General features: G+C 38.9%; 17 protein-coding genes, 1 pseudogene and 1 other annotated feature. Of the genes and pseudogenes, 9 read left to right on the top strand and 9 right to left on the bottom strand.

The window, feature by feature from the left end; all coding sequences use genetic code 11:
• Positions 1–13: 13 nt before the first annotated feature.
• The 4 genes and pseudogenes from ABC371_RS00410 to ABC371_RS00425 form a co-directional block, all read right to left on the bottom strand.
• Positions 14–640, bottom strand: coding sequence for a YhbD family protein (locus ABC371_RS00410; RefSeq protein ID WP_412895050.1), 627 nt, complete (start codon positions 638–640; stop codon positions 14–16).
• 155 nt (positions 641–795) lie between these two features.
• Positions 796–912, bottom strand: a pseudogene (locus ABC371_RS00415) (SDR family NAD(P)-dependent oxidoreductase); the annotation flags it as partial.
• 6 nt (positions 913–918) lie between these two features.
• Complete coding sequence (locus ABC371_RS00420) at positions 919–1932, bottom strand: PfkB family carbohydrate kinase (protein WP_412895051.1); 1014 nt, start codon at positions 1930–1932, stop codon at positions 919–921.
• 3 nt (positions 1933–1935) lie between these two features.
• The gene (locus ABC371_RS00425) at positions 1936–2580 is read right to left on the bottom strand and encodes a bifunctional 4-hydroxy-2-oxoglutarate aldolase/2-dehydro-3-deoxy-phosphogluconate aldolase (protein ID WP_412895052.1); all 645 of its coding nucleotides are present in this window, start codon (positions 2578–2580) and stop codon (positions 1936–1938) included.
• Between the two features lie 149 nt (positions 2581–2729).
• Between ABC371_RS00425 and ABC371_RS00430 the strand changes: the two genes are divergently transcribed.
• From ABC371_RS00430 to ABC371_RS00450, 5 genes are all read left to right on the top strand, one after another.
• The gene (locus ABC371_RS00430) at positions 2730–3491 is read left to right on the top strand and encodes an IclR family transcriptional regulator (RefSeq protein WP_412895053.1); all 762 of its coding nucleotides are present in this window, start codon (positions 2730–2732) and stop codon (positions 3489–3491) included.
• A 135-nt stretch (positions 3492–3626) separates the two neighbouring features.
• Positions 3627–3866 (top strand) — a binding site (T-box leader).
• 85 nt (positions 3867–3951) lie between these two features.
• Positions 3952–5295, top strand: coding sequence for a branched-chain amino acid transport system II carrier protein (gene brnQ, locus ABC371_RS00435; RefSeq protein ID WP_412895054.1), 1344 nt, complete (start codon positions 3952–3954; stop codon positions 5293–5295).
• 163 nt (positions 5296–5458) lie between these two features.
• On the top strand, positions 5459–6457 hold the full coding sequence (locus ABC371_RS00440) for a TRAP transporter substrate-binding protein (RefSeq protein ID WP_412895055.1): 999 nt from the start codon (positions 5459–5461) through the stop codon (positions 6455–6457).
• The gene (locus ABC371_RS00445; protein ID WP_136379391.1) at positions 6450–6932 is read left to right on the top strand and encodes a TRAP transporter small permease; all 483 of its coding nucleotides are present in this window, start codon (positions 6450–6452) and stop codon (positions 6930–6932) included. The genes ABC371_RS00440 and ABC371_RS00445 overlap by 8 nt, the downstream gene beginning before the upstream one ends.
• Positions 6932–8227, top strand: a complete 1296-nt coding sequence (locus ABC371_RS00450; RefSeq protein WP_412895056.1) for a TRAP transporter large permease — start codon at positions 6932–6934, stop codon at positions 8225–8227. Before ABC371_RS00445 ends, ABC371_RS00450 begins: the two co-directional genes overlap by 1 nt.
• A 44-nt stretch (positions 8228–8271) precedes the next feature.
• Here ABC371_RS00450 and ABC371_RS00455 read toward each other — a convergent pair whose 3' ends face one another.
• Both ABC371_RS00455 and ABC371_RS00460 read right to left on the bottom strand, forming a co-directional pair.
• The gene (locus tag ABC371_RS00455; protein ID WP_412895057.1) at positions 8272–9456 is read right to left on the bottom strand and encodes a toxic anion resistance protein; all 1185 of its coding nucleotides are present in this window, start codon (positions 9454–9456) and stop codon (positions 8272–8274) included.
• A gap of 6 nt (positions 9457–9462) precedes the next feature.
• Positions 9463–10113 (bottom strand): 5-bromo-4-chloroindolyl phosphate hydrolysis family protein, encoded by a 651-nt coding sequence (locus ABC371_RS00460; protein ID WP_412895058.1) that lies wholly within the window; start codon positions 10111–10113, stop codon positions 9463–9465.
• 778 nt (positions 10114–10891) lie between these two features.
• Between ABC371_RS00460 and ABC371_RS00465 the strand changes: the two genes are divergently transcribed.
• From ABC371_RS00465 to ABC371_RS00480, 4 genes are read left to right on the top strand one after another with little or no spacing between them, the layout of a single operon-like run.
• Entirely contained in the window at positions 10892–11278 is a 387-nt protein-coding gene (locus ABC371_RS00465) for a GntR family transcriptional regulator (protein ID WP_412895059.1), read from the top strand.
• On the top strand, positions 11275–12171 hold the full coding sequence (locus ABC371_RS00470) for an ABC transporter ATP-binding protein (RefSeq protein ID WP_412895060.1): 897 nt from the start codon (positions 11275–11277) through the stop codon (positions 12169–12171). The genes ABC371_RS00465 and ABC371_RS00470 overlap by 4 nt, the downstream gene beginning before the upstream one ends.
• Positions 12155–12886, top strand: a complete 732-nt coding sequence (locus ABC371_RS00475) for a hypothetical protein (protein ID WP_412895061.1) — start codon at positions 12155–12157, stop codon at positions 12884–12886. Before ABC371_RS00470 ends, ABC371_RS00475 begins: the two co-directional genes overlap by 17 nt.
• Entirely contained in the window at positions 12886–13581 is a 696-nt protein-coding gene (locus ABC371_RS00480) for a hypothetical protein (RefSeq protein ID WP_412895062.1), read from the top strand. The genes ABC371_RS00475 and ABC371_RS00480 overlap by 1 nt, the downstream gene beginning before the upstream one ends.
• Before the next feature lie 27 nt (positions 13582–13608).
• On the opposite strand, the gene ABC371_RS00485 is transcribed toward ABC371_RS00480, so the two are convergent.
• Genes ABC371_RS00485 through ABC371_RS00495 form a run of 3 tightly spaced genes read right to left on the bottom strand, consistent with a single transcriptional unit; the run spans position 13609 to position 16654 of the window.
• Positions 13609–14751, bottom strand: coding sequence for a glycosyltransferase family 4 protein (locus ABC371_RS00485; RefSeq protein WP_412895063.1), 1143 nt, complete (start codon positions 14749–14751; stop codon positions 13609–13611).
• Positions 14748–15305, bottom strand: coding sequence for a phosphatase PAP2 family protein (locus ABC371_RS00490; protein ID WP_412895064.1), 558 nt, complete (start codon positions 15303–15305; stop codon positions 14748–14750). Before ABC371_RS00490 ends, ABC371_RS00485 begins: the two co-directional genes overlap by 4 nt.
• Positions 15306–15328: 23 nt before the next feature.
• On the bottom strand, positions 15329–16654 hold the full coding sequence (locus ABC371_RS00495) for a UDP-glucose dehydrogenase family protein (protein ID WP_412895065.1): 1326 nt from the start codon (positions 16652–16654) through the stop codon (positions 15329–15331).
• Between the last annotated feature and the right edge of the window lie 38 nt (positions 16655–16692).

Here is a 16692-nt window from a genome sequence, read left to right on the forward strand (position 1 = left end):
AGCCGCCTCCCATTTAGATTAATTTCGTTCGCAATTCTTCCATTTCATTCGTAAAAGCTATTTTGACGATTAGTTTTGTTCCTTGGTCAATCACAAAATCTGTTGTACTTTGCACGATAAAACAGGTTGAAACTCCAAGCTTGCGGACGATCACCAGTTCACCGTAGCTTTGTTTTTCTTTTGAAAAATAATCGTTTGAAACCTGAATCACCATTTTTGCTTCTTCAAGACTGATATCTCCTGATTGCAGCAACTTTTCGACCAAATAGACCGTTAAGATTCCTTCAAAATGAAACTTTTCTGGACTATCTTTGAGCTGGTCTAGATAGAGATTAATAGTCGTTTCAGATGCGAGACCTCGTTTTACGAGATCCATTTTACTAAGGTTTAGCTCACCTACACTTGGTGAGAACATTTCCGCCATTTCATCAAGGGATAGATTTTCCTTCATCTTTTGAATCCGATCAATTCGCTCTAAGATCTTTTCTTTTGGAAAAAAGGTCTCCTGCCCGGTAAAAGTTGATTTTCGAATAAACCACTCCTCCGGAATCAAGTCTTTGCGCTTCCATCTGTAGAGCTGCCCATAAGAAATGCCTGTTACTTCAAGTAATTCCTTTTTCGATAATAACTCTTCACTCATCTCTAAACGGCTCCTTTCTTATAAAACTAATGTAACATAACACTGTTACGTTATACAACATAAAATTACATAAACTTGAAAAAAATTTGGGGACGAGGAACCTGTCCCTCTGTCCCATAAAAAAAAGCTGATTCGCAAATATTTGCAAATCAGCTTCCGCCTTGGTAGGAAAGCATGGACGCAACATTAATGATTTTTCCACTCTTTTGCTTTACCATTATTTTTGCTGCCTCTTGGCTTTAAATATAAAGTGAGTTTAAATTCAGATCGATATACCTTCAGCGGACGATTTTACCTGAGGCATTTTCGGCAAATGCTTTGATATCCTCTTCCGAAAAGATATTGCTATCTCCATGAACAGTATGTTTTAATGCTGATGCTGCCGTACCAAAGGTGACAATTTGCGCAGGTTCGTGTCCTTCTAAAATTCCATAGAGAATTCCTGAAGCAAACGCATCTCCGCCGCCAACCCTGTCTACAATCTGGGTAATGTTATGCACCTTTGATTGATACAACTTCCCGCTAACAAATAAATAACCTTGTAATCTATTATGAGAAGCAGATAAGACTTCCCTAAACGTAGAATACAAATATTTGATATTCGGATACATATCCGCAATCTTTTGATAATAAAAAGCAAGTTTCTGAGATTGGTCCAAAGTATCATCTGCTTCTTCAATTTCTAACAAGTTAAGCGCATCCAATTCTCCACATGAGCAAATATCGACATATGGTAAAAATGGTTTAATTGCAGCAGAGGCTTCTTCAAGACTCCATAATTTTGCTCGATAATTGAAATCAAAGCTTGTTGTGACACCTCGTTCTTTCGCAATCTTTAAACCTTGTAGAGTTAATGCCTGTAAGTTTTGCGATAGTGCGGGCGTAATCCCTGATACATGAAATAGATCAGCACCTTGTAAAATTTCAGCAAAATCAATTTCATCCTTAGCTAGCTGTGCAAAGCTTGAGCCTTTTCGGTCATATGTGACCTGTGCACTTCTTTCACCTACACCTGTTTCCAAGTAGTATGTACCAAGGCGCTCCCCGCCTTTTAAAAGGTAATCCGTATGAATGCCAAATGAATGTAAATGCCGTTCATACGCCTGCCCAAGCGGATTGTTCGGTACTTTCCCAACAAAATAAACCTCATAGCCAAATCGTGAAAGGGATGCTCCTACATTAGCTTCTGCACCGCCGTAATTGATTGTCAGCTGGTCTGTTTGAAAAAGGCGTTCACCTAAGTTCGTGGATAAGCGAAGTAAGGGTTCCCCAAATGCAACAATCTTTTTCATGATTTACGCCCCTCTTACTTCTTTAACTTTAGCGACATATTGGGCAGCGTATTCCGTTATTTTCGCGTAATCTCCGGTCTTTGCAGGGGCAACTAGATTACCGCCAACGCCTACGGCCACACATCCATTTTTAATCCATTGATGAATGTTATCGAGGCTAACTCCACCCGTCGGCATGATGTTCACCTGTGGGAGTGGCGCTTTAACCGCTTTCACAAAATCCGGTCCAAAGGCATTCCCTGGGAAGAGCTTGATAATATCTGCACCAGATTCAAGTGCACGTTTCATTTCTGTAATCGTCATGCACCCTGGCATGTACGGAATTTGATACAAGTTACATAGTTTAGCAGTTTCTTCATCAAAGCTAGGGCTAACGACAAATTGTGCTCCCGCTAATATCGCGATTCGTGCAGTTGTTGCGTCAAGTACAGTTCCTGCTCCAATGACAACTTCACTATTTTTGTAGATGGAAGCTAGCTCCTTAATCACCTCGTCAGCACCATCGACTGTAAAGGTCACCTCGATTCCATTGATTCCACCCTCGACACAGCTTTCTGAGATTTTCACTGCTTCTTCTTTTGAATCTGCTCGAACAACTGCGACTACGCCGCAATCCGCGATTTTTGAGAGTATCTTTATTTTTTTCATGGTTGCCTCCAAAATCTCTTGACTATTTCCTATTTGGAAATTAACTTTATTATATGGAAACTTACAAGGTTATTATATATAATAGTGAAAGGGATTTCAACAGATAGATTGAGAATTTACGGAATATTTACGAAAAGAGTGTGACGACCTTGCAAGAAAAGAAGCAACCATATGGTACCGTCTTGATAAAAGCTGACAGTATCTTAAAATACCTGTCCACAACAGACAAGCCACAAAGCCTTCAACAAATCGCGAAAGAAACCGAACTAACTAGTTCCACAGCATTGAAAATTTTAGATACTCTCCAATTAATTGGATATGTACAAAAGGACGACGAAACCAAAAAATTTCGCCTTGGTAGATCCATTATCAAATTTGCCAACAAAGCATTAAACCAAACCGACATAAAAGATCTTGCACAGCCTTTTTTAGAAAAACTGAGGGAACAAACAACGGAAACGGTCCATATGGGCATTCTTGATCAATCGAGCATCATCTATATTACAAAACTAGAAAGCTTTAATCCTGTTTCCTTGTACTCACGTGTTGGTAAAGCCATCCCTCTCTATTGTTCTGCAATGGGAAAATCAATCCTAGCCGACCAAACGGACGAACAAATTGAAGCGTATTTGAACAACCATACATTAGAAAAGAAAACCGAAAATACAATCACAACTAAAGAAGGTGTTATGAAGGAAATCTGTGAAATCCGCAAAAACGGATATGCATTTGACAATGAAGAACACGAAGCAGATATTTTCTGTGTAGGGGCAAGTATTACAGTCAATGGCAAAAACTATGGCGCTTTTAGTGTCAGTGTACCGAAATATCGAATCACCGATGAATTTATAAAAAAGATCATTGAAAATGTTCTTGCTTGTAAAAGAGGGATTGAAGGTGAATTAGGATAGGGACACGGGGCAGTTTTCTTGCCCCCCATTTTGATTGGGACAGGGAAACTATTCGCAATAAAAAACTTCCAATTATAAAAACTATCAAAAAACTTATTGACCTTCTCTTACTTCCCTGTTATTATACCAATATATTAAAAATCGATGACGAGAAAGAGTACGATAGGAATTCTGTTCCTCAGAGAGTCGACAGTTGGTGAAAGTCGATGTTCAGAGCCATCCGAAAATCATCTCAGAGATGCAAAGCTGAAACAAGTAAGCTTTGACGGAGAGTCCGCCGTTACGAAGGAACACGTATGTTTGTACGTTAGTGAGCGTCGCGCCTTTTTGGCTGCGGAATCTGGGTGGTATCGCGAGTTAAACCTCGTCCCTATTTTAGGGGCGAGGTTTTTTGTTTTTTCGTCGGGACATGGGACCTGTCCCTCTGTCCCAAAAATATTATCTAAGGAGAGTAATTCCCATGAAGAAATTGGACACTTTATTTATCGGTTTTATGTTATTTTCAATGTTTTTTGGTGCTGGTAATTTAATTTTTCCACCGTTTTTAGGTGCTGGGGCTGGTACAAACTTTTGGACTGGTATGCTTGGTTTTATCGTAACAGGAGTTGGATTACCTGTTCTTGTCATCTTTGCGGTTTCCCTTGTAAAAGGTGGCGCTCAGGCAATGGGCGATCGGGTCCATCCTGTATTTAGCACAGCTTTTATGGTTGCTGTGTATCTATGCATCGGACCATTTCTTGCGATTCCGAGAAATGCTAATGTTGCGTTCGAAATGGGAATTACCCCATTTTTACCTGAATCAACAAATACTGCACTCATTCTTTTACTTTTCTCAGTTGTCTTTTTCGGTATTGTTTATTTTATCAGCTTAAACCCTAGCAAAATGGAACAATATATGGGGCGCTTTATTGCGCCAACCTTGGTCGTTGCCATTGTTATTTTAATCGCCGTTGGATTATTTAAGCTTGATACACCGTTCCTTAATCCAACAGAAGACTATCAAACAGGGGCGTTTTTCAAAGGATTCCTTGAAGGATACAACACAATGGATGCTCTTGCTTCGTTAGCATTCGGAATTGTCATCTTAAACTCGATTCAAAAAAAGGGCATCGAAAATCGTTCACAGTTAACGCGATACACGTTCAAAGCTGGATTAATTGCAGGTATCCTCCTTTCTGCCATTTATGTTGGTATTGGAATAGTTGGCGCTAAGATGGCAGGTCATGGCACGTTTGCAGACGGTACAGAAATTTTATCTTCTGCAGCAACCCAATTATTTGGACAAAGCGGAACTCTACTTCTTGGCCTGATTTTTACATTAGCTTGTTTCACAACCGTTGTTGGATTAACAACTGCATGTGGGCAGTATTTTTCAAACTTACTACCAAAGTTAAGCTATAAAACAGTTGTAACTATTGTAACGTTAGTTGGATTTACGCTTTCAAACCTTGGATTAGCACAGATTTTAAAAGTCTCTGTTCCTTTCTTAGTGATGACGTACCCACTATTAATCATGTTAGTGGTATTAACCTTCTTTAGTCGTTATTTTAGAAATGTAAAAGTCGTTTATGGTTCAGCTTTTGTTTTCACTGGTGTATTTGCCTTAATTAGTGGATTAAATGCTTTTGGTCTTGACCTAGGACCTGTGCAAGATATGAAAAATATGCTTCCTCTTGCATCTGCTGGATTAGAGTGGATCGTTCCGGCTCTCGTTGGTACGGCACTCGGACTAGTGATGAGCCAATTCAGTAAAAAGGTAGTCACAGTACACGACATGGAAATAAAAGGATTACCACAAAAATGATTGATTGAAAAGAGTACTTATGGTACTCTTTTTAAATGTTCTATTTTGTTTGTTTTCTAAACAAATAAATTGAAAATAGTTCCATTTTACAGGATAAGTTCTACTATCCAACACAAAATATTAAAATGGAACCGTTTATATTTTAATTCTAGGAGGAAACAGCATGAGAAAGATTGCCCTATTATTACTTGTTGGACTAATCACATTTTTCATTGTAGGGTGTAACAATCAAGAGGCTGGGGTTAAAGAATTGAAGCTTGCCCACAACCAAACGTTAGACCATCCAGTCCATTTGTCCCTCGTGGAATTTGGCCGATTAGTTGAAGAAAAATCAAATCATAAAATCCAGGTGGAAATCTATCCAAATGGTCAACTAGGAAGTGAACGTGAAGTACTTGAATTAACACAATCAGGTGCTGTTGACGTTGCAAAAGTAAGTGCAAGTGCTTTAGAAGGTTTTGAATCCGATTACTCAATCTTCAGCTTGCCATATGTGTTTGAGAGTTACGACGAATTTGAAAAGAAAATGAATGATAAAAATATCACTAATCAACTTTATTATAAAACCGAGGATATCGGCTTCATTGCATTAACCTACTTCAATGCTGGTTCTCGTAATTTATATACGAAGGATCGTGAAGTAAAAACTGTTGCTGATGTGTCTGGTTTAAAAACGAGGGTTCAACCAAGTCAAACGAGTGTAAACATGATTGAGGCATTCGGTGGTCTTCCTACTCCAATGGCTTACGGTGAGGTTTATACTGCCCTTCAATCAGGAGTGATCGATGCTGCTGAGAATAATGAAACCGCTCTAGTCGGTAACAATCATGGAGAAGTTGCCAAATACTATATGTATACCGGTCACCAAATCGTACCAGATATGCTCATCATCAATGCAAAACGATTCAACGAATTTACAGATGATGAACAAAGAATCATTCAGGAAGCAGCAAAGGAAGCTACCCTTTATCATGAAGATGTTTGGGCAAAATCTATTAAAGAACAGACTGAAATCGCAAAAACAAAAATGGGCGTTCATTTTATCGACGTAGATAAAAGCTCCTTCATCAATGCTGTAAAGCCACTTCACGAGGCTTATGCAAAGGATGAAAAAACAAAAGATATTTACAAATTAATGAAGGGGACATCATCTAATGAATAAGGTAAAACAAATTCTGGACAAAGTATTAATCGTCTTCTCAAGTTTACTGCTTGTCTCCATGGTTGTACTATCGTCCTGGCAAGTATTATCTCGATATGTTTTTAATATTTCCTCTCCCGGAACAGAGGAATTAACACGATATATGTTAATTTGGTTTGGACTCATGTCCGCTGCCTATGTGTTCGGTGCGAAAAAGCATATAGGAATCCTTTTTATAAGAGAAAAGTTTAGTCCAAAGGTACAGCTTCAAATTGAATTTGTAACCGATATTATTATTCTTTTAACGGCTGCCATTTTAATGGTTTACGGCGGTATCAGAATTGTGATCCTAACTTCTGCACAAGCTGCAGCTGCAACTGGTTTATCTATGGGAGTTGTTTATGCCGCCATTCTTGTTTCCGGTATATGCATCGTCCTCTATCAAATTCACAGTTTGATGTCCTATAAAGAAAGAAAAAGAGAGGTGATCTTATAATGGAAGTGATTGCTGGTCTTATTCTTTTTGCTACCTTTTTCTTTTTACTATTATTTGGTGCACCAATTGCGATCGCCATTATCTTGAGTTCAGTTGCTACATTTTTATTTGTATTGCCATTCGATGTGGCCATTTTGACATCAGCGCAACGAATGGTAACGGGTATTGATAACTTTACAATGTTAGCGATTCCTTTATTCGTGCTATCAGGGATTATTATGAATAATGGTGGAATTGCCTTTCGCCTTGTCAATTTTGCGAAGGTCTTGGTTGGAAAGCTTCCAGGTTCATTAGCCCACACGAATGCGGTTGGAAATATGTTATTTGGCTCAATTTCTGGTTCAAGCGTTGCCTCTGCCGCTGCGATGGGACGTATTATGACACCGATGCAAACGAATCAAGGCTACAAATTAACTTATTCGGCAGCTGTTAATATTGCCTCCGCTCCAACTGGATTAATCATTCCACCAAGTTCAGTATTGATTGTGTACTCACTGGTTAGTGGTGGTACTTCAGTTGCAGCTCTTTTTATGGCTGGATATATTCCAGGGATTTTATGGGGTCTTGCCGTCATGGTTGTCGCATATTTTATGGCAAAGAAAGAAAACTACCCAATTTCGAAATTACCAAGTGCAAGAGACATATTTTATATTATCTTGAGTGCGATTCCAAGTTTATTATTGATTGTCATTGTAATTGGCGGAATTGTTGCCGGTGTTTTTACAGCGACTGAGGGTGCAGCTGTTGCGGTTATTTACTCGGTTATTCTTTCAATCATCTATAAAAACTTTAAGCTTAAGGATTTACCAGCCATTTTTATCGAAACGATTGAAATTACGGGTATGATTCTTTTCTTAATTACAGCTTCAGCTTTATTTTCACTTGTAATGTCTTATATGAGATTGCCTGAAGCAATTAGTAGTGCTTTATTATCAATTACAGATAATAAAATTGGGATTATTCTTATTATCATTTTTATCTTGTTAGTCGTTGGTACGTTTATGGATATTACACCAGCCGTACTAATTTTCACGCCAATCTTTTTACCAGTGGCGCAAAGCTTCGGTATGGACCCGATTCATTTTGGAATGATCATCTGTTTCGGACTTTGTATTGGGAACATGACACCACCTGTAGGAAGTGCATTATTCGTTGGTTGTAGTGTCGCAAAGGTTAAAATTGAAGAAGTGGTCCCAACATTATTACCTTATTTCGGAGTTGTTATTTTGGTATTACTACTCGTTGCCTTTGTCCCACAAGTTTCATTGTTCTTACCACAACTGTTTGGATTATAAAAAAAGAAAGGATAGGTACCGTGTTATGGTACCTATCCTTTTATTTAGTCTGTTTTGATGTCTAGTAATTTTTGACGTAATTCTGTTTCCATTGATGCAAGTTCAAGCTCGGCTTGACGACGCTTGTTGCGCCCTTCCTCTTGGATTCTCAATGTTTCTTCTAATGTGGAAATAAGGTTTTCCTTTGTTCTCTTCAATGTTTCCACATCCACTAAACCACGCTCATTTTCTCTTGCTGTTTCAATCGTATTGCTCTTTAGCATTTCAGCATTCTTCAATAAAAGCTCATTCGTTGTTTTCGCAACTTGTTTTTGTGCTTCTACTGCATGGCGCTGTCTAATTAAGGTTAACGCAATTGCCACTTGGTTTTTCCATAACGGAATTGCTGTCATGATCGATGATTGAATTTTTTCAACAAGTGCTTGGTTTGTGTTTTGGATCAAACGGATTTGTGGCGCACTTTGAATGGTAATTTCACGGCTTAATTTTAAGTCATGAACACGTTTTTCAAGGCGATCCGCAAATTGAACCATATCGTTCACTTCTTGAACCTTCATTTGATCATTGGTTGCTTCCGCTTGTTTCTTTAATTCTGGGATGACTTGTTTATGCATCTCTTCAAGCTTCAGTTCACCCGCAGCAATATAGACGTTTAACGCATCAAAATAATCCTTATTGTTGTCGTAAAGCTTCTCTAAAATCGCAATATCTGATAAAAGGACATTCTTGCTTCTATCAAGTTTCACACTGATTCGGTCAATTTGCGCCCCTGTTTTTTGGTATTTTGATAACACCTCTTGAACAGAATTTGAGATTTTTCCAAACATCCGTGCAATCACGGAACGCTTTTCAGGATTCAATTCCTCAGGCTTCATGTCATCAAGACGCTTCATAAGGTCTGAAATAATCTGTCCAACTTCACCCACATCATTCTTTTGAACATGCTCTAGCATTGTGTTTGAAAACGAAAGCAGTTTGTTTTGAGCTGGCGTACCATATGAGATCATGGCTTGGTGGTTGGTTGGATCAATTTGTTTTGCCAACTGTAAGGCTTTTTCCTTATTTTCTTCAGGCAATACATCTACTAACCGAACAGGCTTCTTTTCTTCTTCTTGTGTGAGAACAATCGGATTTTCCTGCTCCTCTTTTTTCTCATCAAATGGATTGGCAAGTAATTCATCCATTAAATTTGTTGGCTCTTTATAATTTGGAGAATACTGTTCACTCATACTCATTTACCTCCTGTTTTGATCAAGAAATGCATTATCATTTGCTTGTTTATTCGAGTTCTTTGCCACATCAATTTCGAAATGCAAGTCGTCTATATCATTCGAGAGCATTTTGTGTAAATCCTTCTCAATCGTGTGCGTTAATTCTTCAAGTACTCTTCGTGTTTCGTGCAGTGACCGCTCAAGCTCGCTATTTTTCTTCGGCTGGGATGATAGAAACGCATACTTCTCTGTTAACTCTACAACTGAATCAAGATGCGAAAAATAGAATCGTTCTGCTAGGTAAAAGCGTCTTGGTTCACTCTTCGATAAGCGATAAATTTTCTTGGTGACACGATGTAGGTCGACTCTTTGTTTTAATGACGGGATGTGACGAACGGTAAAAAGGGATTTATTGAGTCTCGCAAGTTTTTTCTTTGCTTCTTTTAAATTTCTCTCAATATACTGATATTCCTTCCTCGTTAGGCGATGTTTTCGTAAAAAGGATTGTCTGATAATGGCTGACGTTCCAAAATAGGCAATTCCGCCACCTAGTAATGCAAATCCAGACGAAAGTAGGAATGTTTGATCAAATGCAAAAAAGCTTACTAACCAAACAGTAGCCGTTGTCGGCACTGAAATAAACGATTTAACAATAAAAGCGAGAAACGAATTCATACCATCGACTCCTAACACTCTGTCTTATTATTATTATATACGAACCAACACGAACGTTGGTTTCAAAAACTTTAGAGGGAAAAAATGGTGTTGTTCTTGCTGTGCCGCCCTACGTAATTGGGCGATGATAGACTTGTTAGAACTGAGTTCTTGGTGCTCTGCTCTGGGTTCGTGGGGCCCTGCTCTAGGTTCGTGGGGCCCTGCTCTAGGTTCTGGGCTACATAAGCTGAATGAAGGACTTTCACGTGGCACTTACACTTCGTTCGGGACTTCATTAGCTTGATGAAGGACTTTCACGCGGCAATTACCCTTCGTTCGGGACTTCATTAGCTTGATGAAGGACTTTCACGTGGCACTTACCCTTCGTTCGGGACTTCATCGACTTGATGAACAGGATTTCTACCGCACCACCGCGGACTTTTCCCGTTCAACTAATCGATGAACGGGATTTCCACGACACCAGCGCGGACTTTTCCCCTTCATCACCCCGATGAACAGGATTTCTACGACACCTACTCAACCTTTTCCCCTTCATAATCTCTTTTTCCTCAAGTTAACTATACTATAAGATATTTATTCAAACTATGGACCTAGAAATTACAAGAATCTAAGACCTGAGACGTATTTTCAACAAAAGCACTTTCCACAAATCTCTACCCTAATTATAGTCCATTTTAAAAAAACATAGTAAATTATCTGGAAATTGTTCATAGGATGTAGTATAGTACATTATATCACTAATGCACTAATGTACATATTCACCTAAGGAGGTGCTTATATGAAGTTTAAGCAGGATGGCGCAAAACCTATTTATGTCCAGATATCTGAATGGATTGAAACTGAGATTTTGAGTGGAGCGATACCTGAGGATCATAAGGTGTTTTCCCAGTATCAGCTTGCGGAGATGTTCAATATTAATCCTGCTACTGCTGCGAAGGGGCTCAATCTCCTTGCAGACGAAAATATCCTCTATAAAAAGCGCGGCTTGGGCATGTTTGTGACGCCGAATGCCACGCAATTTATTTTAGAGAAAAGGAAAAGTCAAACAATGAAAAATCTCGTTCATGAACTTGTGTTGGAAGCGGAGCGTCTAGGAGTTAGCGAAACAGAATTAATCAATCTAGTTAAGGAAGAAAAGGAACGGCAAAGGGGGAATCAGAAGTGATTGCGATTGATGTGAACAACGTATCAAAACTCTATGGTGATATGAAAGCTTTAGATCACCTTACTTTTACAATCAAGCCAAATACAATAACAGGCGTCATTGGGAGAAATGGTGCAGGAAAAACAACTCTTTTAAAAATTATCGCTGGATTTTATCCAGTTTCTTCTGGCGAGGTTGGCGTTTTTTCTGAGAATCCGTTCAATAATTTAAAAGTTTCTTCCAATCTTATTTTTGTGGATGACAATATGGTCTTTCCGCCTTGGTTAAATTTAGCCGAGATTTTAAAAGCAAGTGCTGGCTTTTATCCGAATTGGGATGCCCAATTGGCCAAACGTCTATTTGATTACTTTGATTTAAATCCGAAGCAGCTTCATCATCATCTCTCGAAAGGAATGAAAAGTACCTTTAATATGATTATCGGTCTCTCAGCCCGCTGCCCAATTACAATCTTCGATGAACCAACAACCGGAATGGATGCGGCGATACGCAAGGACTTTTACAAGGCATTATTGAAAGATTACATTGCACACCCGAGAACCATCCTCTTTTCAAGCCACCTTCTAAATGAGATCGATAGTATTCTGGAAAATGTTCTCCTCATCCGGAATGGCAGTGTTGTGCTTCATGAGCCAATTGACGATTTGAAGGTGTTTGCGGTCGGGCTTCGCGGAAAAACGGACGTGATTGAACAAGTTACGAAAGGCATGGAAGTTATTTATGTTGAGGACATCGGCCATGACTATACGTATTCCGTTGTAAATGATATTTATCCAGAAGCAACTTGGCTGGAAGCGAAAAAGCGTGGGATTGAACTATCACCTGTTGCGACAGAAGATCTTTGTGTGTATCTCACGGCAAAGAATAAGGGGGGTATCAATGATGTCTTTAACTAATGCTCGTTTACTTGATGTTGTAAAAAAGCAATTATTTTTTAAGGTTCGCGCCTATTATGGTGCGTTTACAAGCCTTGTAACTGTGCAGGCCATTGCGCTCTTGTTTTCTTTTAATGGCGTTGGGCAGATGGGGCTTAGTGGAATATCCATTTCCACCTACTCCGGAAGCATGATCTTTATGTTTACGGCATTCTGGGCTTTTATTACGGCAATCACACTAACAACAAAATCCTATCATTATATTGATTTTTCATTTGTTACAAACCGAATGAGTAGCCATCTATCCACGTTCGGAATGCTAGTGGTCTATTCATTCATTGCCAGTATCACCTCGACTTTTATTGGGATTCTGTTAAGGGTGATCCTTTACTTCAAAGAAAGCAGCAAGTTAATCATCACTAATCATTTTTTTCTATCATTTTCTGATTTACTAGTTGGAATTTATATTGGTGCCTTATACCTGACTTTGTTTGCGGCATTTGGATATTTCATCGGAATGTTTACACAAATAAACAAACTTTTCGGGTTTGTGATACCAGCCCTATTCATTGGATGGGCAATTTATGAAGGAAGAACATTTAACACATTTTCAGGGTTCACGTTTTTTGCAAACGAAACATCGATTTTACTATTCACCATCAAGGTTGTCGTTACAGTTGCCCTATTGGTGTGGATTGTGATTGCGGCAACTAACCGATTGGAGGTTCGAAAATAATGTCAGTAATCGGTACTGTACTTCCTTTTATTTTCTTGTTGTTTATTATAGCTCTTGTTTTTCTAACCGTATATTTCGGTAAAAAATACTCAGGTGCTAAACTTACGAAACTATTACTCGGAACGTATTTTATTATCTTGGTTGTGGCCGTCATTGTCTATTATTGCCTACCAAATTCAACCATTGATTCAGCTGAAAGCCCTGATATGACTTTCGAGCAAATTCATCAGGCGATTGAACAAGAGACATTTAAAAATGTAGAAGCGATAAAAGAAAAAGAAAGATGGAATATCCCATTTGACCAAGCGCAACTTAATATTCAATATTTGGATAACATTAACATGTATACCATTTTTGATCGAAAAGAAAATGACGACCAAACGATCGAGATTATTTATTATGTAGCAAATACACAATTCAATGGGTACGATTTTTACGACGAAATCCCAACACCAACCTTCTCAATCCAGGGTAATACTTTGATTGCGAATCCCGCAATGGACCATGAGGTAAAACTTCATAGCTTTCATAATGATTTTGTGATTTCCCAATTTAGAGGTGGTGGGTTAACAGATGAGTTTGATAGAAGGTTTAATGATGATAAGCCTCTTAATTATGATTTTCTCATCATCCGTGTTCCGAAAAACCTTGAATTAACCGGAAGCGAGTTTGTGAACTTTCTTGGAGAACAATGAAAAAAGGAAGGGGCGCCCCTTCCTTTTTTATGCATATTTTTGTTTGCTTGGATCTTTTAATACATTTGAGTAGCTGTAGAGCAGGTTTTCAAAGATGACATCCCATTTTTGGGTTAAGGCATATTTCCTTCCTTCCATTCCCATGCGGTTGCGAACCCCGTCATTTTCGAGTAGATGCAGAATCGTATCCGTGATGTCCTTTGTGTTTCCTGGCTCACACAAATAACCGGTAACTCCTTCTTGAACGACATTTTTAACGCCTCCTGCATTCACGCCAATTACTGGTGTACCGCTTGCCATTGATTCGAGCATGACATTTCCAAAGGTTTCTGATGATGATGGAAAGACGAAAATATCTGAAGCAGCATATACTTCTGCCAAATCCGTTCCCTTTAAAAATCCAGTAAAGGTCATATTGGCTGGAGCTTCTTGCTCCATTTTACTACGTAAGGGGCCGTCTCCAACGATAAGCCATTGAATTTGGTCACTCCACTCCGGTGGCAATGAGTTGGCAATGTCAACGAGTTCTTCTACATTTTTTTCCGGCGCTAACCGACCCACGTAAGTCAGCATAAACTTTTTTGAAACCCGATACTTCTCCTGAACAACAGCCCTATTGTAATAAGGATTAAACAATTCACAATCCACCCCGTGAGTCCAGATTTCGATGTTGGAAAACCCTTTTTCCTCAAGCTGATTTTTTGTCACTAGGGTTGGAACATAGAGCCTTTGAAATGGACGATGAAACCATTTCATATATTTCCATAAAGGATTGGATAAAAATTGCAAATCATAAAACTGTAGATAATAATCAAAATCGGTATGATACGAGCCTACAAGCGGTATATTTAGTTTTTTTGCATAGTAACTTCCCCAAAATCCAATATTAAATGGGGTTGCGACATGGATGATATCTGGTGCAAATTTTTCAAGTTCTGCCCGAATGTGAAACATATTCGGAAACGCAAGCCTGCACTCTGGATATAGGAAAAAGGATAAGCTTTTAAATCGGTGAATATGACTCGATACATATTCATTTGAATCAGACATTGGCGCAAACACCTTCACATCCATATTTTGTTCCTCTAGATAATCCGTGAACCTTTTTAATGTGCGTGCAACACCGTTAACCTCTGGATAATAAGTATCTGTAAAAATCGCTATTTTCATAAGATCCCCCTTAAGGTAGATTCCGATAATTGAATGACTAAAGATAAGCTTAAAACTCCAGATGTGGTTCCTAAAATCCCACCCGCCATCACGTCAGAAGGATAATGCAAGCCTAAAAAGATTCTTGATAGTCCCACACAAATCCCAATAGGAAGTAGGATGATGGAAAGGTATGGCATATATAAAATAAACGGAATAATAACCGAAAATATTGCTGTTGTGTGTCCTGAAGGAAACGAGTGGTCTGTTAAAGCTTTTAACGGAAACTTTGATTCTTCCACTATTAAGTACGGCCTTTTCCTAGGATACAGTTTTTTGATGACATGGACAGGCAGATGACTGATTGCAAGTGAAAGCGCACTTGCGATTGCCGTAATCCTTAGTTGATTTGTCGTCAAAAGGGCTAACGCAAGACAGGTGATAATGGTAAAAGTAGCCCCACCTAAAAATGTGATTCTTGAGAAGAAAAAGTGTAGCCATTTTATATCATAATGCTGGTTTACTTTTTGAAAGATTCGACAATCAGCATGATAAATGGAAAGCAAAACCTTCATGTTCTATGTCTCCCCCTTGACCTTTAATGCTTTTTCGTTAACGTTTTAACCACTGTCGGCCTCCCAATCGATACATACAACAGTGGGTATTTCTGTACTTCTTCGAGTGGGTAGCAATTTCTTCCATCAATCACTTTTGGTTCTTTCATATATTCACTGTAGAGATTAAGGGGGAATTGTTTAATTTGCTCCCATTCGGTTGTAATAATGGTTACATCTGCATTTTGAATCGCAGTTGGAATTTCATCTGTATAGTCAATGGAATTCCCAAATATTTCTTTTGCCTTTTTAATTGCGATTGGGTCATATGCGTTGACGCTTGCCCCCTCCTGTAAGAGCTCTTTAATGACAGTGATGGAAGCTGCTTCCCGTATGTCATCTGTATTCGGTTTAAAGGAAAGTCCTAATACCGCAACCTTTCTACCTTTTAATGAATTCAAAAGCTCTTTTGCCTTTACTACAGGAAACGATTTTTGGCGGTTGTTGACTTTAATAACCGCCTCAAGTAGTTCAAAATGATGTCCTAGGCTACCTGAGGTATGAATGAGTGCTCTCGTATCTTTCGGAAAACAAGATCCCCCATAGCCTAGCCCCGCTTTTAAAAAGTAGGGTCCAATTCGTTGGTCCTTCCCAATCCCGTATGTGACATCATCAATGTTAGCCCCTACTTTTTCACACATTCTCGCAATTTCATTCACAAAGCTTATCTTTGTGGCAAGAAAGGCATTTGACGCGTATTTAATCATTTCAGCACTTTTAACATCCGTTTTAATAATTGGAATTTTTAGAGGTTGATAGATGTTTTCAAGCACTCTAGCACTTTCATCGTTTTCTGCCCCAATGACAATCCGATCTCCATAAAAGAAATCAACTACAGCAGATCCTTCACGTAAGAATTCAGGGTTTGATACGATTTCTACGCGAAGTTGCGGGAGCTTTTTCGAGTCAATGATTCGTTTTAATTTTTCATTCGTTCCCACAGGGACGGTGCTCTTTGTACAAATAATCACATCATTTTCAATATGTACAGCGATCGTTTCTACGACGTCATAGACATAATCCAGATTGGCAGTACCATCCACATTCTGTGGAGTACCGACAGCGATAAAAATGACATCTGCTTGTGTGTACGCGTAGCGTGGATTTGTCGTGAAATAAAGTCTGCCTTCTATCAGGTTTTTCTGTAAAAGTGGTTCCAACTCTGGTTCGTAGATTGGTGAGAACCCTTCTTGAAGCTGTTCAATTTTTTGGGCTTGGATATCAATGCAAATGACTTCATGACCAAGTTCAGCTAAACAAACACTTGTAACTAGTCCGACATACCCTGCACCCGCAACCGTAATCTTCATCTAACCCCTCCATCGCCTTTTACTACATCTTATCGAAA

Source organism: Bacillus jepli (genome assembly GCF_047238305.1).
Classification (GTDB): domain Bacteria; phylum Bacillota; class Bacilli; order Bacillales; family Bacillaceae_L; genus Ferdinandcohnia.